The organism is Streptomyces iranensis (assembly GCF_017874715.1).
Lineage (GTDB): Bacteria > Actinomycetota > Actinomycetes > Streptomycetales > Streptomycetaceae > Streptomyces > Streptomyces iranensis.
Genome location: NZ_JAGGLR010000013.1, coordinates 186,673 through 207,760, shown reverse-complemented (window position 1 = coordinate 207,760; position 21,088 = coordinate 186,673). Strand labels below are relative to the sequence as shown.

The window sequence follows — 21,088 nt, the reverse complement described above, 5'->3', positions numbered from 1 at the left end:
CTCCCCGCACAGGAGGGCGGATCGAGGAACCCGGAGCGCTCTGCCCTGACCGCACGGGAATCCTCAGGTCGGCCGCTCGGCCGACGCAACTCCGGGCTGCGGTGCCGGGCGGGTTGAGGGTCCCGCCCTGGCGCCGCGGCCCGCGGGTGTCACACCCAGGCTCCCGCGCCCCCAAAGGCCGCAGGAGCCCCTTTCCGTGTGTCTCAGCGGGTCTCCGTCACCTTCGCCAGCGCCCGCGGCGCGTCCGGGTCCTGCCCGCGCGCGATCGTCACCTCGTACGCCAGCATCTGCAGCGGCAGGATCTCCAGGATCGGCTGGACCTCCTCGGCGACGCCGTCCGTCGGCAGGGCGAACCCGGCCGAGGCCCGCTCCACCTCCGACGCGCTGCCGATGACCACGAGGTCCGCGCCCCGGCCGAGCAGCCGCTCCAGGACCGGCCGCAGCGCCTGGCCGCCCTTGCCCTCGGTGACGATGGCGATCACCGGCGAGATGTTGTCGACCATGGCCAGCGGGCCGTGCAGCAGATCGGCGCCGGAGTAGGAGAGCGCCGGGATGTAGCTGGTCTCCATCAGCTTCAGGGCGGCTTCCTTGGCGGTCGGGTAGCCGTAGCCCCGGGAGGTGAGGACCATCCGCTCGGCGAAGCGGTAGCGCGCCGCGAGCTGCCGGACCTCGTCCTGGCGGTCGAGGATCTGCTGGGCGAGGTCGGGCAGCACCTTGGCGGCCGCGCCGTCGCCGCCGCGCAGCCCCTCCACGAAGAGGTAGAGGGCGAGCAGTTCCGCGGTGTAGGTCTTGGTCGCGGGCAGCGCCTTCTCCGGCCCGGCCAGCACGTCGATGTGGAATTCGGAGACGGCCGCGAGCGGCGAGTCGGCGTTGTTGGTCACCGCGAGGGTGATCGCACCGGCCGCGCGGGCGGCCTCGGTGGAGGCCACCAGGTCCGGGGAGCCGCCGGACTGGCTGACGGTGATCACCAGGACGTCGGTGAGGTCCGGTTGCGCGCCGTACGCGGTGGTGGTGGACATGGAGGTCAGCCCGCACGGCTTGCCGAGCAGCACCTCGAGCAGGTACTTGGCGTACAGCGCCGCGTTGTCCGAGGTGCCCCGGGCGGTGAGCAGGACGAAGCGCGGGTTGCGGGCGGCGATCCGCTCCGCGACCTCGCGGATCCTCGGGGCGCCCTGGTCGAGGATGCGGCGCAGCACGGCGGGCTGCTCGGCCATCTCGCCGGACATGATCCGGCCCGGCTGGTCGCTGCGCTGGGCCGTCGTCGTGGCGGACATGCTGGGTGCCTCCAGGTGGCTCTATGCCGGGCTGGGCCGAGGGGCTGAGGGGTCAGTCCCCGGGGTGGTCACCGGCGCCGTTGCCGACGATCACTTCCGCGGCCGCCCGTCCACACACCCGGGCGGCGCCGTGGGTCGCGATGTGCAGCGCCCCGGCGGGCGGCGCCTGGGGCACCCCCATCTCCACGACGACCGTCTCCGGCCGGGCGGTGAGCAGGGCGTCCAGCGCGTCGGCCATCCAGGGGTGGCGGTGGACGTCGCGGACCACAGCGACGATCCTACGGGCCCCCGCGGTGTCGAGCATATTTTCGATCAGGCCGTGGACGCCCAAGGTGTCGGCGTCCTGCCGCCCGTAGGTGGCGGCCCCGGTGCCGGGGCGCAGCCGGGCCAGTTCGGCGCCGACGCCCCAGGGGGTCTCCTCGCCGACGGCGATGTTGGCCACCGGGGTGAAGGCGGCCACGTAGGCGGGCCCGGTCACCGGCTCGTACGAGGTCCCGGCCGGGGTGACTCTGAGCGCACGGCGCGCGGCGGCGAGCCCCACCCCCGCGGCGGGCTCGATGCCGTGCGCCGCGCGCGGTCCTCCGGAGCGCCGCGTCCACTCCCCCAGGGCGCGCACCCGCGCCGCCGCCTCGGCCAGCCGCTCCTCCGCCAGCCGCCCCTCGATGACGGCGGTGACCAGCGCGTCGCGCAGCCGCAGCACGGTGTCCTCGTCGGCGAGCCCGCCGCCCACGCAGATGGCGTCGGCGCCCGCGGCGATCGCCAGGACGCTGCCGCGCTCGATGCCGTACGCGTCGGCGATGGCCCGCATCTCCATGCCGTCGGTCACGATCATCCCGTCGAAGCCGAGTCCGCCGTCGGCCACGGGCCGGCGCAGCAGGCCGTGCAGCGCGGCGGGGCTGAGGGTGGCGGGCAGGTCGGGGTCGAGCACGGGCAGCAGGATGTGCGCGCTCATCACGGCCTTGGTCCCGGCGGCGACGGCGGCCCGGAAGGGCACCAGCTCGCGGGCGGTCAGGGTGTCGAGACCGGCGTCGATGCGCGGCAGGGCGTGGTGGGAGTCGACGGCGGTGTCGCCGTGGCCGGGGAAGTGCTTGGTGCAGGCGGCGACTCCGGCGCCCTGGAGGCCCTCGATGTACGCGGCGGTGTGCCGCGCCACGAGCCCCGGCTCGGCGCCGAAGGAGCGCACGCCGATGACGGGGTTGTCGGGGTTGGAGTTGACGTCGGCGGAGGGCGCCCAGTTGAGGTTGACGCCGCATTCGGCGAGGCGGCGGCCCAGCTCGCGGGCGACGGCGCGGGTCAGCTCCGGGTCGTCGACGGCGCCGAGCGCCAGGTTGCCGGGGAAGGAGGAGCCGGTGCGCACCTCCAGCCGGGTGACGTCGCCGCCCTCCTCGTCGATCGCCACCAGGACGTCGTCACGCTCGGCGCGCAGCTGGGCGGTGAGGGCGCCCAGCTGCTCGGGGGTGGCGATGTTCCGGCCGAACAGGCCGACGGAGGCGAGCCCCTCACCGAGCCGCCGCAGCACCCAGTCGGGGGCGGTGGTTCCGGTGAAGCCGGGCTGGAGAACGGTGAGAGCGTCGCGGGTGAGGGTGGCGGAGTCGTGTGCGAGGGTCGTCATAAACCGGGATCATCCCTTCACAGCGCCGGAAGTGAGCCCACCGACCGCCTTGCGTTGCAGAAACAGGAACAGGAGCAGGATCGGGATGGCGAACAGCGACGCTGCCGCCATGGTGGCCCCCCAGTCGTCGCCGAAGGCGGTCTGGAAGCTGGACAGCCACAGCGGAAGCGTCTGGGCGCCCGGATCCTTGTTCAGGATGAGCACGAGCGGGAATTCGTTCCAGGCCGTGATGAAGCCGAAGAGCGAGGTGGCCATCAGGCCGGGGGCGAGCAGCGGGAAGATCACCCGGATGAACGCCTGCGGACGGGTGCAGCCGTCGACCATCGCGGACTCCTCCAGCTCCTTGGGGATCGCGGCCACATAGGCGCGGAGCGTGAGGATGGTGAAGGGCAGCACCATGACCATGTAGAACAGGGTGAGCGGAAGCAGGCTGTTCAGCATGTCGCCGTCGCGCACGAGCATGTAGATGGCGATGACCAGGACCTCCCAGGGCGCCATCTGGGCGATCATGAAGGTCAGCAGGAAGCCGCGGCGCCCCTTGAACCGCATCCGGGCGAGGGCGAACGACGCGAGCAGCGCGATCAGCAGGGAGAGGCCGACCGCCGAGAGGGTGACGGTGAACGAGTTGCCCACCAGGGTCCAGAAGTTCTCGGCGTCCATGGCCTTCTGGAAGTGTTCGAGGGTGGCTCCGGTCGGGAACCACACCGGGTCCTCGGAGATGATGTCCGAGGTCGGCTTGAGGGCCGTGGTGAACATCCAGTAGACGGGAAACACGAAGCCGAGAAAGAGCACGACGGCAGTGGCGTTGGGCCACAGCCGGGCGAGCGGCGAGCGCTTCACAGCTCGTCCTCCTCTTGCCTGAGCACGATCCGGAGGTAGTAGGAGGTCAGCGCCAGCAGGACCGCGATGGTCAGCAGCGAGATCGCGGCGCCCATGCCGTAGTGCTGATTGCCGACGCCCTCGACGAAGGCGTAGACGGGCAGGGTCTCGGTGAGCCGGTCGGGGCCGCCCTCGTTGATCGCGAAGACCTGGGTGAACGCCTTGAAGACCCAGATGACTTCGAGGAACGTCGTGGCCAGCAGGAACGGCTTGAGGAAGGGGAAGGTCACCGAGGTGAAGCTCTTCCAGCCGCCGGCGCCGTCGAGCGCGGCCGCCTCGTAGAGCTCGCCGGGGATGGTGGTGGTCGCGGCGTAGAGGTTGATCGCCACGAAGGGGATCGACCCCCAGACGATCAGCACGGTGATGACGAAGAAGGTGGAGAACTGGCCGCCGGTCCAGTTGTAGTCCGCCATGGAGTGCCAGCCGAGCGCGTCCAGCACCCAGTTGACCACCCCGAAGCGGGCGGCGAAGAGCCACTGGAAGACCGTGGTGGCGGCGACGGTTGGCATGGCCCAGGTCAGCACAAGCCCGACCGAGAGCAGCAGCCGCATCTTGCTGCCGAGGCGGGCCAGCAGCAGTCCGATCAGGGTGCCCAGCAGCATGATCAGCACCACGTTGACCGCGGTGAAGATCACCGATCGCAGGGTGACCCGCCAGAAGTCCTCGCTGGTCAGCGTCTCGCGGTAGTTGTCGACCCCGTTCCACTCGGTGAGGTGCTGGATCAGCTGCCGCATATTGAGGTTCTGGAATGACAGCAGGCCGTCCTTGACCAGCGGCCAGCCCAGCAGCAACGCGGTCGCCGCCAGCGCGGGCAGCAGCAGGAGGTACGGGGCGGCGCCGGTCAGCCGTGCGCGCCCGGTGGCGCCCGGGGCCGGGCGGCGGGGCCCCGGCGGTGCCCCGCCCCGGCGGACCCCGGCCACCGCCGGGCCGGGGTCCTGGCGTTCGGTCGCTACCGGCATCTGGCTCAACGCTCCTGGCTGAGGCGCTTGTTCATCTCGTCCTCGACCGACTTGGCCGCCTCGGCGGGCGACTTACCGGTGAGCACGGCGGTCATATAGGTCTTGACGGGGTTCGGGGCGTTCTCCACCGCGGCCCATTCGGGGATCAGCGGGGTGGTGCCGCCGGTCGCGGCGGCCGGGGCGGCCGCCTGCGCGGCGGCGTTGCCCTTGAGCTGCGCCTGGAGGGACTCCTTGTTGGGGATGACGCCGCCTTCCTTGGCGAGCTGTCCCTCGTGGGTGTCATTGAGCGCGATCTTCAGGAACTCCTTGGCCAGTTCCTGCTTCTCGCTGCCCGCGGCGATCGCGAGGTTGGAGCCGCCGAGGAAGACGCCCTCCGGCTTGCCCGCGGTCTCGCCCGGGACGGTGAAGTAGCCGATGTCCTTCTCGATCTTCGGGTTGGCCTTGATCGCGAGAGCGGCCTCCCAGCCCATGCCGATGAAGGCGCCGGTCTTGCCCTTGGCGAAGACCTCGGCCTGCTGCGGGGTGGCCTCGTCCTTGTCCTTGGGGGCCTTGCTGAAGGACTGGTACTGCTTGTAGATGACCATGGCCTTGCCGACCTTGGGGTCGGCGAGGTTGGAGACCCACTTGTCGCCGTCCTTCTTCACCAGGTCGGCGCCGGTGCCGATGGTCAGCCCGTCGAAGAAGTACCAGTTCTGGCCCGGGAGATAGATCGGTTCGGCGTCGGTCTTCTTCTTGATGGTGTCGAGGTCCTGGAAGAACTCGGTACGGGTTTTGGGGGTGTCCTTGAGCCCGGCATCGGCCCAGATCTTCTTGTTGTAGAGGACGACCCGGTTGACCACGAACCACGGCGCCGCGTACTGCTTGCCGTCGTAAACCGCGGACTCGTTCATCGTCTTCGGCCAGTCGGCGCCGATCGACTCCTTCAGGTCACCGAGTTCGGCCAGGCCGCCGGTCTGCGCGTAGGCGGGGGTCTGGGTGTTGCCGATCTCCAGCACATCCGGCGGGTCGGACTCGGAGAGCGCGGTGGTCACCTTCTGCTGAATGCCGTTCCACTGCTGGATCTCCAGCTTCAGCTTGGCGCCGGTCTTCTTCTCGAAAGCGGCCTTGACATCCTTCGTCCAGCCGTCCGGCGTGGAGCCGTCCATCGCCCAGACGGTGAGCGTCTGCCCCTTGAAACCGTCCGCTCCGGCCTTGTCGTCATCGCCGTCGGACCCACAGGCCGCGACGGATACCAGCATTGCCGCGACACCCGTCGCCGCTATGAGCCCACGCTTCACAGCACTCTCCTCAGAAGGCCGGATCAGGGGTTTAATGGTCCAGACCAGTGCCCGCAGCTTGGCCTAGACCTTTTGGGGTGTCAAGGGTGTATAAGAGTCACCGGAGGCTCCGTTACCGGACCGACACTTCCCGACATCCGGACCGACGGACCGCCCGGAGCCGGGACCGTGCCACGATGTGAGGCGCTGGATTCTTCAGGAGACCGGTGACGGCGGTGGACGCCGGTGACGGCAGCGGACCAGGAGTCGGAAGGGCGCGCGATGGACACCGAGGGGGCAACGGCGGCAGCGGCGGCCACCACGACGGCCGAGAGCGACGGCAACGGCTCCAATGGGGCACGCACCGCGCGCGTCCCGAAGTACTACCGCCTCAAGCGTCACCTGCTGGAGATGACCGAGACCCTGCCACCGGGCACCCCGGTCCCACCGGAGCGCACCCTGGCCGCGGAGTTCGACACCTCGCGCACCACCGTGCGCCAGGCACTCCAGGAGCTGGTCGTCGAGGGGCGTCTGGAGCGGATCCAGGGCAAGGGCACGTTCGTGGCCAAGCCCAAGGTCTCCCAGGCGCTGCAACTCACCTCGTACACCGAGGACATGAAGGCCCAGGGCCTGGAGCCCACCTCCCAGCTGCTGGACATCGGCTATGTCACCGCCGACGACCGGCTCTCCGGGCTGCTGGACATCGCCGCCGGCGGGCGGGTGCTGCGCATCGAGCGGCTGCGGCTGGCCAGCGGTGAGCCGATGGCGATCGAGACCACCCACCTGTCGGCCAAGCGCTTCCCGGCGCTGCGCCGCAGCCTGGTGAAGTACACCTCGCTCTACACGGCCCTGGCCGAGGTGTACGACGTCCGGCTGGCCGAGGCCGAGGAGACCATCGAGACCTCGCTGGCCACCCCGCGCGAGGCGGGGCTGCTGGGCACGGACGTGGGGCTGCCGATGCTGATGCTCTCGCGGCACTCGCGGGATGCGTCCGGGGAGCCGGTGGAGTGGGTGCGGTCGGTCTACCGCGGCGACCGCTACAAGTTCGTGGCCCGGCTCCAGCGGCCGAACGACTGAGAGGCGCCACCGGCCGAGCCGGGCCGTGATACTGCTGACCGGCTATCTTTCTCATACCGATATACGGACGGGTAGTGACGACCGCCGGGCCCCGGGCTTAGATTTCCTGCGCATTACACAAATGATCAGCTGTGATCCAGGTGATCGACTGTGCCGCAGGTGATGAGCCGAGGGGACTGGAGCCCGCCACATGTCAGACACGTCCGCTTCACCCGGCAGGAGACCGGTCGTGACGCCCACGCGCGTCGTGGCCGCTCTGTGCCTGATCGCCCCGTTTGTCGGGATGCTCTGGGTCGGCTCGTACGGAAAGGTCGAGCCGACCCTTATCGGGATCCCGTTCTTCTACTGGTACCAGATGCTCTGGGTGCCGATCTCGGCCGTGCTGACCTCGGTCGCCTACATCCTGGTCCGCCGCGAGCAGCGGGAGCGCAAGGGGGGTGACTCCGCATGAACGGCGGAGTGAACGGCGTCGCGCTCGCCGTCTTCATCTTCTTCTTCGTGGCCGTCACGGTCATGGGCTTCCTGGCCGCACGCTGGCGCGCCGCCGAGAACGCCAACAACCTCGACGAGTGGGGTCTGGGCGGCCGTAGCTTCGGCACCTGGATCACCTGGTTCCTGCTCGGCGGCGACCTGTACACCGCGTACACCTTCGTCGCCGTCCCGGCCGCGATCTACGCGACCGGCGCGGCCGGGTTCTTCGCGGTGCCGTACACCATCCTGGTCTACCCGCTGATCTTCACCTTCCTGCCCCGGCTCTGGTCGGTGTCCCATAAGCACGGGTATGTCACCACCTCGGACTTTGTCCGTGGCCGCTTCGGCTCCAAGGGTCTTTCGCTGGCCGTCGCGATCACCGGCATCCTCGCCACCATGCCGTACATCGCCCTCCAGCTGGTGGGCATCCAGGCGGTGCTGGACGTGATGGGCGTCGGCGGCGGGGAGAACACCAACTGGTTCATCAAGGACCTGCCGCTGCTGATCGCCTTCGGTGTGCTCGCGGCGTACACCTACTCCTCGGGTCTGCGCGCCCCCGCGCTGATCGCGTTCGTCAAGGACACCCTGATCTACATCGTCATCGCGGTGGCGATCATCTACATCCCGATCAAGCTGGGTGGCTTCGACGACATCTTCAGCGCGGCGAACGACAAGTTCACCAAGGCCGGCGCGGGCGGGCTCGCACCCCCGGCGGAGGGGCAATGGGCGTACGGCACGCTGGCCCTGGGCTCGGCCCTCGCCCTGTTCATGTATCCGCACTCGATCACGGCGACGCTCTCCAGCCGCAGCCGTGAGGTGATCCGCCGCAACACCACGATCCTGCCGCTGTACTCGCTGATGCTGGGGCTGCTGGCACTGCTGGGCTTCATGGCCATCGCCGCCGGGGTGACGGTCGAGAACGGCCAGCTGGCCATCCCCCAGCTCTTCGAGGACATGTTCCCGGACTGGTTCGCGGGGGTCGCCTTCGCCGCGATCGGCATCGGCGCGCTCGTCCCGGCGGCCATCATGTCGATCGCCGCGGCGAACCTCTTCACCCGCAACATCTACAAGGACTTCCTGCGGCCGAACGCCACGCCCGAGGAGGAGACCAAGGTCTCCAAGCTGGTCTCGCTGCTGGTGAAGGTCGGCGCGCTGATCTTCGTGCTGGGCATGGACAAGACCGTCGCGATCAACTTCCAGCTGCTGGGCGGCATCTGGATCCTCCAGACCTTCCCGGCCCTGGTGGGCGGCCTGTTCACCCGCTGGTTCCACCGCTGGGCGCTGCTGGCGGGCTGGGCCGTCGGCATGGTCTACGGCACGTGGAAGGCGTACGACACCCCGAGCGGCACCCAGAAGCACTTCGGCAACACCGCCGATGTGCCCGGTATCGGCGAGATCGGCTACATCGGCCTCACCGCCATCGTGCTCAACGTGGTGGTCACGGTCGTCCTGACGCTGATCCTGCGGGCGGTCAAGGCCCCGGACGGCGTGGACGAGACGTCCGCCGCCGACTACAAGGCGGACTCGGGCGACCCGGGCGTCCAGACCGACCTCCCGCCCGCCACGGCGGGCGCCCCGGGCGGCCACTGACGCCTTGGCGGCGGGCCGCGCCGAATTGACGGCCGAACGGGCCGCCGGCTCCCCCTTCCGGGGGGTCGGCGGCCCGTTCGCGTGCGCACGCCGCGGCGTCAGGGCTGTCCGACGAACGGTGACGCCTGCGGCGGGCTGTCCCCCTCCCCGCCCCTTCCCGAAACTGGGGCTCCGCCCCTGGACCCCGGACGCCCTTCGGGCGTGTCCTCAATCGCCGGACGGGCTGAAATCAGCCCCTCCGGCGTTTGAGGAGCGGGGTCTGGGGCGGAGCCCCAGCCACGCGGCGGAGCCGCATATCGATGCTGTGGAAGGGGCGGGGAGGGGAACAGCCCGCCGCAGGCGTCAGGCGGCCGGTGCGGCGAGGTAGTCGCCGTGCTCCACATCCTCGAGCAGGGTCGGATGGGCGGGCGTCCAGCCGAGCAGCTCCCGGGTGCGAGAGCTGGAGACCGGCCCGTCGAAGCCGTAGAACGTGGCCATGGCCGGGCTGACGAAGTGCCCGGCCGCCTCCTCAGGGGACAGGGAGACCGCGGGCAGGCCGAGCCCCCGGCCGACCGCCTCCGCGATGCTCTTGAAGCGGACGCCGCTCTCGGCCACTCCGTGCAGCACGCCACCCGCCGGAGCCTTCTCCAGCGCCAGCCGGAACAGGACGGCCGCGTCGCGCCGATGGACCGCGGGCCACCGGTTGCTTCCGTCGCCGACGTAGGCCGAGACGCCGGTCTTCCGGGCGGTGGCGACGAGCATGCCGATGAAGCCGTAGTCCCCGGGGCCATGGACGGTCGGAGCGAGCCGCACCACGCTCGCGCGCACTCCCTGGGCGGCGAAGCCCAGGCACGCCCGCTCGCCCGGGATCCGGAAGCCCGCGATCCCGGCCGTGTCGGGCTCGTCCTCCTCGGTGCTCTCCCGGCCGCCGGGCATGACCAGCGTGCCGGAGGTGGAGACGAACGGCTTGCCCGAATGTGCCAGCGCCTGGCCGAGCGCCTCGATCGCGGTCCGGTCGCGCCGCTCCAGGTCGTCGGGGTCGGCGAAGTCGCCGCCGAAGGCCATGTGCAGAACGCCGTCGGCGGCCTCGGCGCCGCCGCGCAGGCTGCCGAGGTCTTCCAGGGAGCCGCGGTGCGGTGTGGCGCCCAGTGACTCCAGCCGGGCGGCGGCGGTGTCCGAGCGCGCCAGACCGGTGACGGTGTGACCGGCCGCGACGAGCTCGGCGACGACGGTGGGACCGGTCAACCCGGAACCACCGGTAACGAAGACATGCATGGGACTCCCACTTAGTGCCAGTGACTGACGCTACTTAGCGCCAGTCACTGACCTTACGGTAGCGCCAGTCACTGACGCAACGGAATGTCGGCCGTCGGCATGTGCGGTAACCTCGGGGCGTGCCACGGAGCGGAGCAGAAGCGCGCCGCCGCCTTCAGCAGGCGGCCCTGGAGCTGTACCGGGAGCGCGGATTCGACCGGACCACCACGGCCGAGATCGCCGCTCGGGCCGGTGTCAACGAGCGCACGTTCTTCCGGCACTTCCCCGACAAGCGCGAGGTGCTCTTCGACGGCGAAGCCGATCTGCGCGCCGCGCTGATGCGGGAGGTGGCCGAGGCGCCCGACGGCCTGCGACCGCTGGAGATACTGCTCCACGCCTTCCGGAAAGCCGGACGGATCCTCGAGGAGAACCGTCCGTTCTCCGAACCACGGCTGGCGATCATCGCCGTGACGCCGGCGCTCCGCGAACGCGACTTGGCCAAGGCGGCGTCCCTCACCGAAGCCGTGGCGGAGGCCCTGCGGCAGCGCGGCGTCGCCGACCGGCTGGCCGACCTGGCCGCCCAGACCGGCTGGGCCACCTTTCACCACGCGGCCGGGGCCTGGATCGACGACCCCGCGAAGAGCCTGGACGAGCACCTCCTCCGGGCCTTCGACGATCTGCGCGACCTCTCCGCGACCGTCCTGACCTGAGTACCGGTACCTAGGCCGCCCTGAGCGGCCGCGCGGATCCGGCCGCCGGGGCCGGGACCTACCGTCCGGTATATGACCGAAAGTGAGGCGCCCGCCAGAAAGGGCGGCAGTGGGTGGCGCGTCGGGTGCACCAGCGTGCTGGCGCTGGCCGTGGCCGGACTCGCGGGGCTCGCGTACGCGAGCGTCGACTCCACCTATCCCGACGTCGACCCCGAGAAGCGGGCGCGCCGGCTCTCCGGGTACTCCCGGGACGCCTACGCCGCGCTCGGCATCGACCGCACCGTCGAAGGCGGTTACGTCGATGTCGACAACCACAACACCTATGACTCCAACTACTGCTACCCGGACGGCCTGTTCAGCTTCGCCGACCCGCCCGTGGAGGGCGCGTACCAGCTGATCCACGGGTGGTCGATCGGAAAGGTGGACCGGGCGGAGGCACTGCCCGCGCTGCGCAGGGTGCGGGATCACCTCAAGGCGGAGGGGTGGCGCATCACGCGGTTCGGGAAGGACGAGCAGCTCGAGGAGTGGAGCGTCGAGGCCGAACGCGACGGCGGCTTCAGTACCGGGGTCACATGGGAGGCGGAGTTCCACCGGCTCGGCGGAGGCAGCGGCGGGCCCTGCGCGATGGACCCGGACTGGAGCCAGGAGAAGGAGGAATCGTACGACTCCTACGGAGAGCCGGAGCTGAACTCCTTCCCGCCTGCTATGACGCCCGGCGGGCGTTAGGCGGCGATCTCGAAGGCGCCGCAGGTGTGTTGCGGCGCGAGTTCGAACCAGAGCAGCTTGCCGCTCCGCCCGAAGAGCTCGTCGGCGAGGGCGTAACCGCCCCAGTTGTCGGCGCAGATCCGGACGATGAGGAGCCCACGGCCGTAGGTGGCCTCGGTGTTCGCGGCGGCCTCCGCGAGGGCGGACGAGCGGTCGAAGAGGGCCGGGGGCTTGTCGAAGGGCGGCGGGATGTCCGGGTTGGTGTCCCACACGCTGATCCGCAGACGCCCCTCCTCCACGACGCGGATGCGCATTTCGGCCGGGCCGGTGGTGTGACGGTAGGCGTTGGTGACCATCTCGCTCGCCACGAGGGTCGCGGGGTCGGTGAGCTCGCCCAGCTCGTGCCGGGCGAGGACCGCACGGAGGGTAGTGCGGGCGATGGCCGCGGCGCGGGGGTCATGGGGCAGTCGGAGCGAGTACGACCAGGGGTTTTCCGGGGCTACGGTGGGCATGAAGTCTCCGATCCGTGCGGGGAGTTGTGCGATGTCCGGGCACACACCGTAGAACCTGAGATGGCCTATATTCCATTCCAGCGACGAAATATGGGCCAAGTTGCCCTGTGTGGGTGACACGTGCACACTGTGTGCCGACCGGGAGGACGAACCATGCCGTCGAGCACCACCCCGACGCTGCGTCAGCAACGGCTGGGCACTGAGCTGCGCAAGCTACGCGATCGCGCTGGGCTGTCGACCACCGCGGCCGCCTCGCTCCTCGGCGTCAACCAGTCCCGCATCAGCAACATCGAGGCCGGGCGGTACGCCGTGGGCGCCGATCGCGTCCGCGCCATGGCGTGCAACTACACCTGCGCGGACGCGCGGCTCGTCGAGGAGCTGGCCGCCATGACCGGCGGCCGCACCCGTGGCTGGTGGGAGGAGTACCGCGAGATCCTCGTCCCCGGCCTGCTCGACCTCGCCGAACTGGAGCACCACGCCACGGCCCTGCGCATCGCATCAGTGGTCCACATGCCTGGCCTGCTGCAGACCACCCAGCATGCGCGCGCCATCTTCAACGAAGCCATTCCGCCCCTCGCGGGATACGAGGTGGAGCACCGGGTCTCGTTCCGCATCAAGCGGCAGGCGGTCCTCTACGGGGACCAGCCGACCCGGCTGACGGCCATCCTCCACGAGGCCGCCCTGCGCATGGGCTTCGGCGGTCCGGAGACGACCCGCGAGCAGCTCGGCCACCTCATCGAGATGAGCGAACACGAGCACATCACCATCCTGGTGATTCCCTTCGGCGGCGGCACGTTCCCGGGCTCGGGGCAGCCCATCGTCTATGCTCACGGCCCGGTGCCGCAGCTCGACACCGTCCAGCTGGACACGGACCACGGTTGCGAGTTCATCGACGCGGAAGCCAAGTTGGTGATGTACCGCTCGGTGCTGGACCGGATGGAAAGCTGTGCCCTTGAGCCCGCGAAGTCGCGCGACCTGATCCATGGCATCGCGCAGGACACCTGAGAGGGAACGCATGCGCACCCACCGCTGGCGGAAGTCCTCGTACAGCGCCCAAGGGGCCAACTGCCTCTACGTATCGGCACCCGACGGCGCCACCATCCGGCTCCGTGAGAGCGACGAACCCGAGACCATCCTCACCACCACACCCACCACCCTCAGCGCCCTCATACGCAGCGCCAAGGAAGGACAGCTCGACCACCTCGGCGCCGCGTAGCCGACGGAACGTTGGTGTGGTGGATGCGGCGCCGTAAGACCACCGAGGACAGCTAGTAGGCGGTTTCCACCGCCCTGAAGGCCCAGGCCGGGGCCCGCGAAGCGCGGGTCCCGGCCTGGGCCGTTGTGTGGATGAAACGGTTGGGAGCGTTGCGGCCAAGTACCGGGTGAAGGGATCACCGAGCACCTTGGAGGAACGGGTGCCCCTCATACCCCAACGACCCATGAGCCGGGGCGCGCCGCCGCGGCCGGACGCCGCGGGATTCGCGGCCTTCTACGAGGAGAACTTCGACGCCGTCCTCGGCTTCGTGACCCGGCGCACGACCTGCCCGCAGGTGGCCGCAGACCTTACCGCCGACATCTTCGTCGCGGCGCTGGAGGCCGCCGGCCGGTACGACCCCGGGCGCGGGGCGCCCGCCGCCTGGTTGTACGGCATCGCCCGCAACGCCCTGTCCTCCCATTACCGGGGCAGCGTCCGCGAGCGGCACGCGGTGGCCCGGCTGAACGGGCACCGGCTGCTGGACGAGGAGGACATCGCCGCGCTGGAGGAGCGGATCGACGCGGAACGGGCCGCGCGGGAGCTGGCCGAGCGGCACAGCTCGCTGAGCGAGCCGCTGCGCGAAGTCCTCGATCTGGTGGCCGTCGACGGCCTCACCCCGCGCGAGGCCGCCCAGGCCCTCGGGCTCAACCAGGCGACGGTGCGGGTCCGTCTGCACCGCGCGAAGCGCGCGCTGCGCGCCGAACGCCCGGCCGTCGCCGAACGGGCCGAACAAACCGATAGCACCGCACGCACCTTGGAGGTTGTCTCATGAGCACGCCCACCGGATTCAAGCAGCGTCTGGAGTCGGAACTGTCGGCCATGGCCACGGATCCTGCCCCCCTTCGGGCCACCCGGGCCCCGGCCCGTCGCCTCCGCGTCCGGTTCGCGGTCACGGCGGTGGCGGCGGCCGCCGCCACCGCGGTGGTCGTACCGACGCTGAGCGGCTCCGGCGCCTCGCCCGCGTACGCCGTGACCAAGCAGGGCGACGGCTCACTGGTCCTTCGCCTGGACCGCGCCGAGGGCCTGCCCGGTCTGCAGAAGCAGCTGAAGGAGATGGGCGTGCGGGCGGCTGTCCTGGAGGGGGACAAGAAGTGCCCCACTGGCGCACCGCCCGAGTCCCCCTGGGCCACCGAGGACTACGCGATGACGTTCCCGGCCCAGCCCTGGAAGGCCGTCATCCACCCGGATATGATCCCGGACGCCGCCGTCCTGCCGGACGGTCGGCGGGTCGGCGCCGCGACGCTGCTCGTCGTGGCGGAGTTCGGCAAGGACCACTCGACCCAGGCGGTGTCGTTCCGGCTGGTGGAGAAGGTCCCGACGTGCAGCGTGCCGGGGATCGGCGGCGGTCCGGACGCGCATATGTGACGCGAGGGCGGAGCCGTGGGCTACTCCCCCGGCTCCGCCTCCATGGCCTGGCCATCGAGGAAGGTGACCGCCTCGGCGAGCGGGGCCCGCTCCGAGCGGGCGTACGCCACGCCAACGTCCTCGTAACCGATCGACATGCCACAGAAGAGGATCAGCCCCGCCGGGGGCGACACGACCTCCGCGACGGTCCGGCGGTACACCGACCACGCCATCTGGGTGCAACTGTGCAGCCCCTCGGCGCGGAGCAGCACCATCACGGTCTGGAGATACATCCCGGCGTCGGCCCACTGGGCCGGTCCCATACGGCCGTCGAGGTAGCAGAACAGCGCGGTGGGCGCGCCGAAGCAGTCCCAGTTGGCGGCGACGGCCCTGCGGCGGGCCCGCTGATCCTCCCGTGGGATGCCGAGCGTGGCGTACCGCCGCTCGGCGGCCTCGGCGCGCCGCTCGCGGTACGGGCTGCTCAGCTCGTGCGGGTACATCGGGTACTCCCGCTCGTCGCCGGGATCGTCCATGGTGGCCACGCGCTCGGCGGTGCGCTTCTTGAGCTCAGCCAGTGGCGGGCCGGTCAGTACGTACGTCCGCCACGGCTGGAGGTTCCCGCCGGAGGGTGATCGTGCGGCGGCGGACAGCACCCGCTCCAGCACCTCCCTCGGGACCGGCTCGTCCGTGAACCCCCGCACCGCCCGTCGGCTCATGACCGCTTCGTAGACATCCATGCCGTCCTTGACGGCCGGGAACGGGCAAAGGTGACCGGCCACCCAGCGGCTCGAACGGACGTCGTCGCCGGTCACCGGGCCCTGGTGGAAGGGGCTCGGTGACCGGCGGTCCGGTCTCGGACGTGCGCGTCAGACGTCAGACGTAGAGGAAGCCGCCGGGGACGGTGACGGTGCCGAAGGCCGTCACCAGGGTGACGGTCGCGCTGCCGACCGCCCCGGGCGGGGTGATACCGGCCACCGTGGTGGGGGTGGCGGTCACACCGGTGGCGGGGACCCCGTTGAACAGCACGCCCAGCACACCACCGAGGTTGGTGCCGGTGATGGTGAACGCGGTGCCGCCGGTGGCGGGTCCGGTGGCGGGTGTGATGGCCACGGGCGCCGGTGCGGGTGGCGCGACGAAGTAGGTGAAGCCACCGGGCACGTTGGGGCTGCCGCCGGGGCCGGTGAGGGTCACGGTGACATTGCCGCCCGCGGGCGGGCCTGCCGGGGTGATGCCGATCAGGCTGGTCCCGGCGGGGTTGATGGCCAGGATGGTCGAGGGGCTTCCGCCGAAGGTGACACTGGTGACCCCGGTCAGATTGGTGCCCGTGATCACGTACACGGTGCCGCCGGTGGTCGGGCCCACGGTCGGGGTGATGGCGACGGCGGCGGGCGGGGCCGGGGCCACGTAGGTGTACGGCAGGCCGTTGCTGGTCCCGGCGGCGGTGGTGACGGTGACCTGGACGGTCCCGGGCGCGTGCGGCGGGGCTATCACCACGATGCCGTCGTAGCCGGGGTTGCCGCCGCCACCGGGCCAGCCACCTCCGCCACCGCCACCCCAGCCTCCTCCGCCGCCACCCCAGCCACCGCCACCGCCGCCCCAGCCGCCACCGCCACCACCGCCGGGGTTGTCCTGGTAGACGATGGTGGCGGGCGTGCCGCCGAAGGACACGCTGGTGACGCCGCGCAGGTTCTGGCCGAACAGCCGGACGTAGTTGCCACCGGCGGCGGGGCCCGAGTCGGGCACCACGGCGAGCAGCGTCGGCGGGCCCACCGGTGGCCAGTAGCCCGCGGTGGCGGCATTGGCGGCGGCGGTCGCGAGAGCGGTCGAGGTCATGGTCGGTCCTCCCGGGGAAGGGTTCGGGTGATGTGCGCCGGCGGCATACCGACGGATGTGGGCACACCGCCGGTCGGCGCCTCGTCGTCACCGCGCGGTCGAGACAGGCCGCACCGGAGGAACGGATGAGCCATGGGCGGCCGGTCGGCGCGCGGGAGCGGTGCGCGGATGAGGGCGGAGCCACGGGGCGGACGCCCGGCTCCTGGAGTGGCCGACGAGGTATGGGGCAGCCTCGGCGGCCACGTTCCCAGTTATCCACGACCCTCGGCGTCACTCAAGGCCTCACGGCGGCCATCACTCGTTTGGCGCATGAGGGCGCGCGTGGCGCCGAGCTTGTATGACAAGCGCTCGGCTATTCGGGCGAATGCGCGCCAAGGGGTATGGCCTGCCATCACCCGCCATGCCTCTAATGAGTGATATCGGCAGTGCCGACCCGCAGTGACATCGGCCGTGCCGACCCCCGTATGACCTCCCGGGGAGGAAACGATCCGATGAGCCTCGCCGCGTTCCTTCTCGCCCTCGGCACCACCTGCCGGATCACCCGCTTCATCACCAAGGACACCCTGGCGGCGGGATTCAGGACCTGGGTCGCCGACCGCTTCGGTGACGACTCCCGCGCCTCCTACCTGGTCAACTGCGGCTGGTGCACCAGCACATGGGTAGGTGCCGCCATCGCCGTCTACGCCTCCTTGCTGCACACCACCGCGTGGTTCCACCTCCCGGCCACCGCCCTGACGCTCTCCTACCTGGCCGGCGTCGCCTCGCGATGGCTGGACTGACCCCCGCCCCCCACAACGACCCGAGGAAAGGAAGGGCAACCATGGCCTGCAACTGCGGCGGAACAGCGGCTCAATGGCCGCCTCAGCCCGTTGTCGTCTATGAGCTGACGCTGCCGGACGGCACGGTCCGGCGCTATGTCACCCACCAGGAAGCCGACGCCGCCAACAAGCGCGCGGGCTCCACCGGAGTGATCAGCGCCGTCACCCAGTGACACCGAGAACCCACATTCGGCGCACACCGACCCGGCTGTCAGTGGCCTGCGGCAGACTGCGGGCATGGACATCACGATCAGGCGCGCGCGGGCCGAGGAGCTGGACGAAATAGGAGAGCTCACCGCGCAGGTGTATCTGGGAGACGGACTCCTGGACTTCGGGGACAGTGATTCTTATCTCGCCACCCTGCGCGACGCCCGCCGCCGGGCCGCCGGGGCCGAGCTGCTGGTCGCCGCGGACGCGGCGAGCGACGAGGTTCTGGGTGCCGTGGCGTTCGCCGTGCACGGCGGGGCGTACGCGGAGCTGGCCCGCCCCGGCGAGGGCGAGTTCCGGATGCTGGCCGTCCGTCCCGAGTCGCGCCGGCGCGGCGCCGCCGAGGCACTCGTGCGAGCCTGCCTGGACCGGGCCCGCGCACTGGGTCTGCGGCGAATAGTGATCAGCAGCCAGCACTCGATGACCGCCGCCCACCGCCTCTACGAGCGGCTGGGCTTCACCCGTGCCCCGGAGCGCGACTGGGCGCCCCTGCCGGACACGGACATCACCCTCTGGGCCTTCACCGTGGAGCTGTGACGCCCCGCGCCGCACGCCCCAGGTCACGGGCCGCCTTCGGAACGCATTAGCACATTCATACGAAACTCCGCAGCTCCGACACAAGATATGGGGGTGCGTGCGTCAGCCGACACAAGATGTATGCTCGTCCTCACTGTCATCGCAGGGGAATCCGGTGGGAATCCGGAACTGTCCCGCAACGGTGTACGTGTGCGCTCAATTCGGCGTGCCCGTGAGTCCGAGCACCTGCCGACGGCCCTGTGAACACGTCCCCCGGCCTCGAGGGTTGGGCCGATGGACGCTGTGTGGTGTGCCTGGCGTACGAGGAGTGCGGCATCGGCATGCCCGTACGCGCCCATCGCACCACCCCTCGCGGCCCGGCCGAGCGAGGGAGAGCACCTCAGTGACCATCGCGCCCGCCGATCCGGTTTCAGCGCAGGCGGCTTCTCAGGCAGCGGACGACGCGCCCGGGACCGCCCTGCTCCGGACTCTTACCGGACTCACCGCCGACCTGCCCGCCACCGACCCCGGCAAGGTCGCGGCCGCCGCCCTGCGCGGCCGTCATCCCGGCTCGGACGAGGCGGAGTTGCGTGCGCTCGCGACCGAGGCGGCGGCCGGGCTGATCGCCGAGGAGCCGGAGTACTCGCGGCTCGCGGCGCGGCTGCTGGCGCTGACCATCACCGAGGAGGCGGCCGGGCAGGGCGCGGTCTCCTTCTCGGGCTCCGTCCGGGTGGGCCACCGCGAGGGCCTGCTCGCCGACTCCACCGCGGAGTTCGCCGCCGCCCACGCCGAGCGGCTGGACGCGCTGGTGGAGCGGGCCCTGGCCGACGGCGCCGACAACCGCTTCGGCTACTTCGGGCTGCGCACCCTCTACAGCCGCTATCTGCTGCGCCACCCCATCACCCGTCAGGTGATCGAGACCCCGCAGCACTTCCTGCTGCGCGTGGCCTGCGGGCTCGCCGAGGACCATTCGGAGCGGGCGCTGGACGACGTGGCCGAGCTCTACCGGCTGACCAGCACGCTGTCGTATCTGCCCAGCTCCCCCACGCTGTTCAACTCCGGCACCCGGCATCCGCAGATGTCGTCCTGCTATCTGCTGGACTCCCCGCTGGACGAGCTGGACTCGATCTACAACCGCTATCACCAGGTGGCGCGGCTGTCGAAGCACGCGGGCGGCATCGGCCTGTCCTACTCCCGCATCCGGGCGCGCGGTTCGCTGATCCGGGGCACCAACGGGCACTCCAACGGCATCGTGCCGTTCCTGCGCACGCTCGACGCCTCGGTGGCCGCCGTCAACCAGGGCGGCCGGCGCAAGGGCGCGGCCTGTGTCTACCTGGAGACCTGGCACGCGGACCTCGAGGAGTTCCTGGAGCTGCGGGACAACACCGGCGAGGACGCCCGCCGCACCCACAACCTCAACATCGCCCACTGGATCCCGGACGAGTTCATGCGCCGGGTCGAGGCGGACGCCGACTGGTCGCTGTTCTCCCCGGCCGACGCGCCCGATCTGGTGGACCTGTGGGGCGAGGAGTTCGACGCCGCGTACCGCGAGGCCGAGGCCGAGGGGAAGGCCGTCAAGCAGGTCCCGGCGCGCCAGCTGTACGCCCGGATGATGCGCACCCTCGCGCAGACCGGCAACGGCTGGATGACGTTCAAGGACGCCGCCAACCGCACCGCCAACCAGACCGCCCAGCCCGGCAGGGTCGTCCACTCCTCCAACCTCTGCACCGAGATCCTGGAGGTCACGAACGACGGCGAGACCGCCGTGTGCAACCTCGGATCGGTCAACCTCGCCGCGCACCTGGGCGAGGACGGGCAGCTGGACTGGGAGCGCCTGGACGCCACCGTCCACACCGCCGTGACCTTCCTCGACCGCGTGGTGGACATCAACTTCTACCCCACGGAGGAGGCCGGGGCCTCCAACTCCCGCTGGCGCCCGGTGGGTCTGGGCCTCATGGGGCTCCAGGACGTCTTCTTCCGGCTGCGGCTGCCGTTCGACTCGCCCGAGGCCACGGCGCTCTCCACGCGGATCTCCGAGCGCATCATGCTCGCCGCGTACGAGGCGTCCTGCGAGCTGGCCGAGCGCCACGGCCCGCACCCCGCCTGGGCCGAGACCCGCACCGCGCGCGGGGTGCTGCACCCGGACCACTACACGGACGCGGTGGCCACCTGGCCGGAGCGCTGGCAGGCGCTGCGCGCGCGGATGGCGAAGTCCGGGATGCGGAACTCGCTGCTGCTGGCGATCGCGCCGACCGCGACCATCGCCTCCATCGCGGGCGTCTACGAGTGCATCGAGCCGCAGGTCTCCAACCTCTTCAAGCGCGAAACGCTCAGCGGGGAGTTCCTCCAGGTCAACTCCTATCTGGTGGACGACCTCAAGAAGCTGGGCGTCTGGGACGCCCAGACCCGTGAGGCGCTGCGCGAATCCAACGGCTCGGTCCAGGACTTCTCCTGGGTGCCCGCGGACGTACGGGAGCTGTACCGCACCGCGTGGGAGGTCCCGCAGCGCGCCCTGATCGACATGGCGGCGGCCCGCACCCCGTACCTCGACCAGAGCCAGTCGCTGAACCTCTTCATGGCCTCGCCGACCATCGGCAAGCTCAGCTCGATGTACGCGTACGCCTGGAAGCGCGGCATCAAGACCACGTACTACCTGCGCTCGCGTCCGGCCACCCGGATCGCCCAGAGCGCCCGGGGCGGCGCAGCCGCGGCCGCCACCCCCACCCCCACCGTCCCCGTCCCCGTCCAGCAGGCCCCGGCCGAGGCCGACGCGATCGCCTGCTCCCTGGAAAACCCCGAGTCCTGCGAGGCCTGCCAGTAATGCCCACCGCATCCGA

Annotated in this window: 22 protein-coding genes and 1 riboswitch; of the genes, 13 read left to right on the top strand and 9 right to left on the bottom strand. The window is 70.7% G+C overall.

Annotated elements, in window-relative coordinates; all coding sequences use genetic code 11:
* Positions 1-203: 203 nt before the first annotated feature.
* The 5 genes from J2Z30_RS24635 to J2Z30_RS24615 are packed head-to-tail and all read right to left on the bottom strand — an operon-like array spanning position 204 to position 6,001.
* On the bottom strand, positions 204-1,274 hold the full coding sequence (locus J2Z30_RS24635) for an SIS domain-containing protein (RefSeq protein WP_044570125.1): 1,071 nt from the start codon (positions 1,272-1,274) through the stop codon (positions 204-206).
* Between the two features lie 52 nt (positions 1,275-1,326).
* Positions 1,327-2,886, bottom strand: coding sequence for a glycoside hydrolase family 3 protein (locus J2Z30_RS24630; RefSeq protein ID WP_044570127.1), 1,560 nt, complete (start codon positions 2,884-2,886; stop codon positions 1,327-1,329).
* Between the two features lie 9 nt (positions 2,887-2,895).
* Entirely contained in the window at positions 2,896-3,726 is an 831-nt protein-coding gene (locus J2Z30_RS24625) for a carbohydrate ABC transporter permease (protein ID WP_044570129.1), read from the bottom strand.
* Positions 3,723-4,724, bottom strand: coding sequence for a carbohydrate ABC transporter permease (locus tag J2Z30_RS24620; protein ID WP_044570131.1), 1,002 nt, complete (start codon positions 4,722-4,724; stop codon positions 3,723-3,725). Before J2Z30_RS24620 ends, J2Z30_RS24625 begins: the two co-directional genes overlap by 4 nt.
* 5 nt (positions 4,725-4,729) lie before the next feature.
* Positions 4,730-6,001 (bottom strand): extracellular solute-binding protein, encoded by a 1,272-nt coding sequence (locus tag J2Z30_RS24615; RefSeq protein WP_044570133.1) that lies wholly within the window; start codon positions 5,999-6,001, stop codon positions 4,730-4,732.
* Between the two features lie 261 nt (positions 6,002-6,262).
* Between J2Z30_RS24615 and J2Z30_RS24610 the strand changes: the two genes are divergently transcribed.
* The 3 genes from J2Z30_RS24610 (at position 6,263) to mctP (ending at position 9,118) form a co-directional block, all read left to right on the top strand.
* Positions 6,263-7,057, top strand: a complete 795-nt coding sequence (locus J2Z30_RS24610; RefSeq protein WP_044570136.1) for a GntR family transcriptional regulator — start codon at positions 6,263-6,265, stop codon at positions 7,055-7,057.
* A gap of 190 nt (positions 7,058-7,247) precedes the next feature.
* Positions 7,248-7,508, top strand: a complete 261-nt coding sequence (locus J2Z30_RS24605; protein ID WP_044570137.1) for a DUF3311 domain-containing protein — start codon at positions 7,248-7,250, stop codon at positions 7,506-7,508.
* Positions 7,505-9,118 carry a monocarboxylate uptake permease MctP gene (mctP, locus tag J2Z30_RS24600; protein ID WP_044570139.1) on the top strand — a complete coding sequence of 538 codons (1,614 nt, stop codon included), beginning with the start codon at positions 7,505-7,507 and terminating at the stop codon, positions 9,116-9,118. Before J2Z30_RS24605 ends, mctP begins: the two co-directional genes overlap by 4 nt.
* Before the next feature lie 342 nt (positions 9,119-9,460).
* Here mctP and J2Z30_RS24595 read toward each other — a convergent pair whose 3' ends face one another.
* Entirely contained in the window at positions 9,461-10,372 is a 912-nt protein-coding gene (locus tag J2Z30_RS24595) for an SDR family oxidoreductase (protein ID WP_044570141.1), read from the bottom strand.
* A gap of 119 nt (positions 10,373-10,491) precedes the next feature.
* Between J2Z30_RS24595 and J2Z30_RS24590 the strand changes: the two genes are divergently transcribed.
* Together J2Z30_RS24590 and J2Z30_RS24585 are read left to right on the top strand one after the other, a co-directional pair.
* Positions 10,492-11,061 (top strand): TetR family transcriptional regulator, encoded by a 570-nt coding sequence (locus J2Z30_RS24590; RefSeq protein WP_044570143.1) that lies wholly within the window; start codon positions 10,492-10,494, stop codon positions 11,059-11,061.
* A 72-nt stretch (positions 11,062-11,133) separates the two neighbouring features.
* Entirely contained in the window at positions 11,134-11,787 is a 654-nt protein-coding gene (locus J2Z30_RS24585; RefSeq protein WP_209468817.1) for a hypothetical protein, read from the top strand.
* Here J2Z30_RS24585 and J2Z30_RS24580 read toward each other — a convergent pair.
* Entirely contained in the window at positions 11,784-12,278 is a 495-nt protein-coding gene (locus tag J2Z30_RS24580) for an ATP-binding protein (protein WP_044570146.1), read from the bottom strand. The genes J2Z30_RS24585 and J2Z30_RS24580 overlap by 4 nt on opposite strands.
* Positions 12,279-12,431: 153 nt before the next feature.
* Here J2Z30_RS24580 and J2Z30_RS24575 point away from each other — a divergent pair, with 153 nt between their 5' ends.
* The 4 genes from J2Z30_RS24575 to J2Z30_RS24560 all read left to right on the top strand — a co-directional run bounded on the left by J2Z30_RS24575 (position 12,432) and on the right by J2Z30_RS24560 (position 14,898).
* On the top strand, positions 12,432-13,283 hold the full coding sequence (locus J2Z30_RS24575) for a helix-turn-helix domain-containing protein (RefSeq protein ID WP_044570147.1): 852 nt from the start codon (positions 12,432-12,434) through the stop codon (positions 13,281-13,283).
* Positions 13,284-13,293: 10 nt separating this feature from the next.
* A complete protein-coding gene (locus J2Z30_RS24570) occupies positions 13,294-13,494 on the top strand; it encodes a DUF397 domain-containing protein (RefSeq protein ID WP_044570150.1) in 201 nt (66 codons plus the stop codon).
* 223 nt (positions 13,495-13,717) lie between these two features.
* Positions 13,718-14,305 carry an RNA polymerase sigma factor gene (locus J2Z30_RS24565; RefSeq protein WP_044570151.1) on the top strand — a complete coding sequence of 196 codons (588 nt, stop codon included), beginning with the start codon at positions 13,718-13,720 and terminating at the stop codon, positions 14,303-14,305.
* On the top strand, positions 14,302-14,898 hold the full coding sequence (locus J2Z30_RS24560; RefSeq protein ID WP_052701365.1) for a hypothetical protein: 597 nt from the start codon (positions 14,302-14,304) through the stop codon (positions 14,896-14,898). Before J2Z30_RS24565 ends, J2Z30_RS24560 begins: the two co-directional genes overlap by 4 nt.
* Before the next feature lie 20 nt (positions 14,899-14,918).
* Here J2Z30_RS24560 and J2Z30_RS24555 read toward each other — a convergent pair whose 3' ends face one another.
* Entirely contained in the window at positions 14,919-15,614 is a 696-nt protein-coding gene (locus J2Z30_RS24555; protein ID WP_044581409.1) for a nitroreductase, read from the bottom strand.
* Between the two features lie 136 nt (positions 15,615-15,750).
* A complete protein-coding gene (locus J2Z30_RS24550) occupies positions 15,751-16,710 on the bottom strand; it encodes an IPT/TIG domain-containing protein (protein WP_209468816.1) in 960 nt (319 codons plus the stop codon).
* A 491-nt stretch (positions 16,711-17,201) separates the two neighbouring features.
* Here J2Z30_RS24550 and J2Z30_RS24545 point away from each other — a divergent pair, with 491 nt between their 5' ends.
* The 4 genes from J2Z30_RS24545 (at position 17,202) to J2Z30_RS24530 (ending at position 21,072) form a co-directional block, all read left to right on the top strand.
* Positions 17,202-17,489, top strand: coding sequence for a hypothetical protein (locus J2Z30_RS24545; protein WP_044570153.1), 288 nt, complete (start codon positions 17,202-17,204; stop codon positions 17,487-17,489).
* Positions 17,490-17,530: 41 nt separating this feature from the next.
* Positions 17,531-17,701, top strand: a complete 171-nt coding sequence (locus J2Z30_RS24540; protein WP_198549114.1) for a DUF7196 family protein — start codon at positions 17,531-17,533, stop codon at positions 17,699-17,701.
* A gap of 64 nt (positions 17,702-17,765) precedes the next feature.
* The gene (locus tag J2Z30_RS24535; RefSeq protein WP_044570155.1) at positions 17,766-18,272 is read left to right on the top strand and encodes a GNAT family N-acetyltransferase; all 507 of its coding nucleotides are present in this window, start codon (positions 17,766-17,768) and stop codon (positions 18,270-18,272) included.
* Positions 18,273-18,388: 116 nt separating this feature from the next.
* A riboswitch (cobalamin riboswitch) is annotated at positions 18,389-18,519 on the top strand.
* Between the two features lie 135 nt (positions 18,520-18,654).
* A complete protein-coding gene (locus J2Z30_RS24530; protein WP_044570156.1) occupies positions 18,655-21,072 on the top strand; it encodes a ribonucleoside-diphosphate reductase subunit alpha in 2,418 nt (805 codons plus the stop codon).
* Positions 21,073-21,088: the final 16 nt, after the last annotated feature.

What these genes read in the sequence shown, in the direction of transcription:
- J2Z30_RS24635 (WP_044570125.1), bottom strand. Translation starts at nt 1,274, where the DNA reads ATGTCCGCCACGACGACGGCCCAGCGCAGCGACCAGCCGGGCCGGATC.
- J2Z30_RS24630 (WP_044570127.1), bottom strand. Translation starts at nt 2,886, where the DNA reads ATGACGACCCTCGCACACGACTCCGCCACCCTCACCCGCGACGCTCTC.
- J2Z30_RS24620 (WP_044570131.1), bottom strand. Translation starts at nt 4,724, where the DNA reads ATGCCGGTAGCGACCGAACGCCAGGACCCCGGCCCGGCGGTGGCCGGG.
- J2Z30_RS24610 (WP_044570136.1), top strand. Translation starts at nt 6,263, where the DNA reads ATGGACACCGAGGGGGCAACGGCGGCAGCGGCGGCCACCACGACGGCC.
- J2Z30_RS24605 (WP_044570137.1), top strand. Translation starts at nt 7,248, where the DNA reads ATGTCAGACACGTCCGCTTCACCCGGCAGGAGACCGGTCGTGACGCCC.
- mctP (WP_044570139.1), top strand. Translation starts at nt 7,505, where the DNA reads ATGAACGGCGGAGTGAACGGCGTCGCGCTCGCCGTCTTCATCTTCTTC.
- J2Z30_RS24595 (WP_044570141.1), bottom strand. Translation starts at nt 10,372, where the DNA reads ATGCATGTCTTCGTTACCGGTGGTTCCGGGTTGACCGGTCCCACCGTC.
- J2Z30_RS24585 (WP_209468817.1), top strand. Translation starts at nt 11,134, where the DNA reads ATGACCGAAAGTGAGGCGCCCGCCAGAAAGGGCGGCAGTGGGTGGCGC.
- J2Z30_RS24580 (WP_044570146.1), bottom strand. Translation starts at nt 12,278, where the DNA reads ATGCCCACCGTAGCCCCGGAAAACCCCTGGTCGTACTCGCTCCGACTG.
- J2Z30_RS24575 (WP_044570147.1), top strand. Translation starts at nt 12,432, where the DNA reads ATGCCGTCGAGCACCACCCCGACGCTGCGTCAGCAACGGCTGGGCACT.
- J2Z30_RS24570 (WP_044570150.1), top strand. Translation starts at nt 13,294, where the DNA reads ATGCGCACCCACCGCTGGCGGAAGTCCTCGTACAGCGCCCAAGGGGCC.
- J2Z30_RS24565 (WP_044570151.1), top strand. Translation starts at nt 13,718, where the DNA reads ATGAGCCGGGGCGCGCCGCCGCGGCCGGACGCCGCGGGATTCGCGGCC.
- J2Z30_RS24560 (WP_052701365.1), top strand. Translation starts at nt 14,302, where the DNA reads ATGAGCACGCCCACCGGATTCAAGCAGCGTCTGGAGTCGGAACTGTCG.
- J2Z30_RS24555 (WP_044581409.1), bottom strand. Translation starts at nt 15,614, where the DNA reads ATGGATGTCTACGAAGCGGTCATGAGCCGACGGGCGGTGCGGGGGTTC.
- J2Z30_RS24550 (WP_209468816.1), bottom strand. Translation starts at nt 16,710, where the DNA reads ATGACCTCGACCGCTCTCGCGACCGCCGCCGCCAATGCCGCCACCGCG.
- J2Z30_RS24545 (WP_044570153.1), top strand. Translation starts at nt 17,202, where the DNA reads ATGAGCCTCGCCGCGTTCCTTCTCGCCCTCGGCACCACCTGCCGGATC.
- J2Z30_RS24540 (WP_198549114.1), top strand. Translation starts at nt 17,531, where the DNA reads ATGGCCTGCAACTGCGGCGGAACAGCGGCTCAATGGCCGCCTCAGCCC.
- J2Z30_RS24535 (WP_044570155.1), top strand. Translation starts at nt 17,766, where the DNA reads ATGGACATCACGATCAGGCGCGCGCGGGCCGAGGAGCTGGACGAAATA.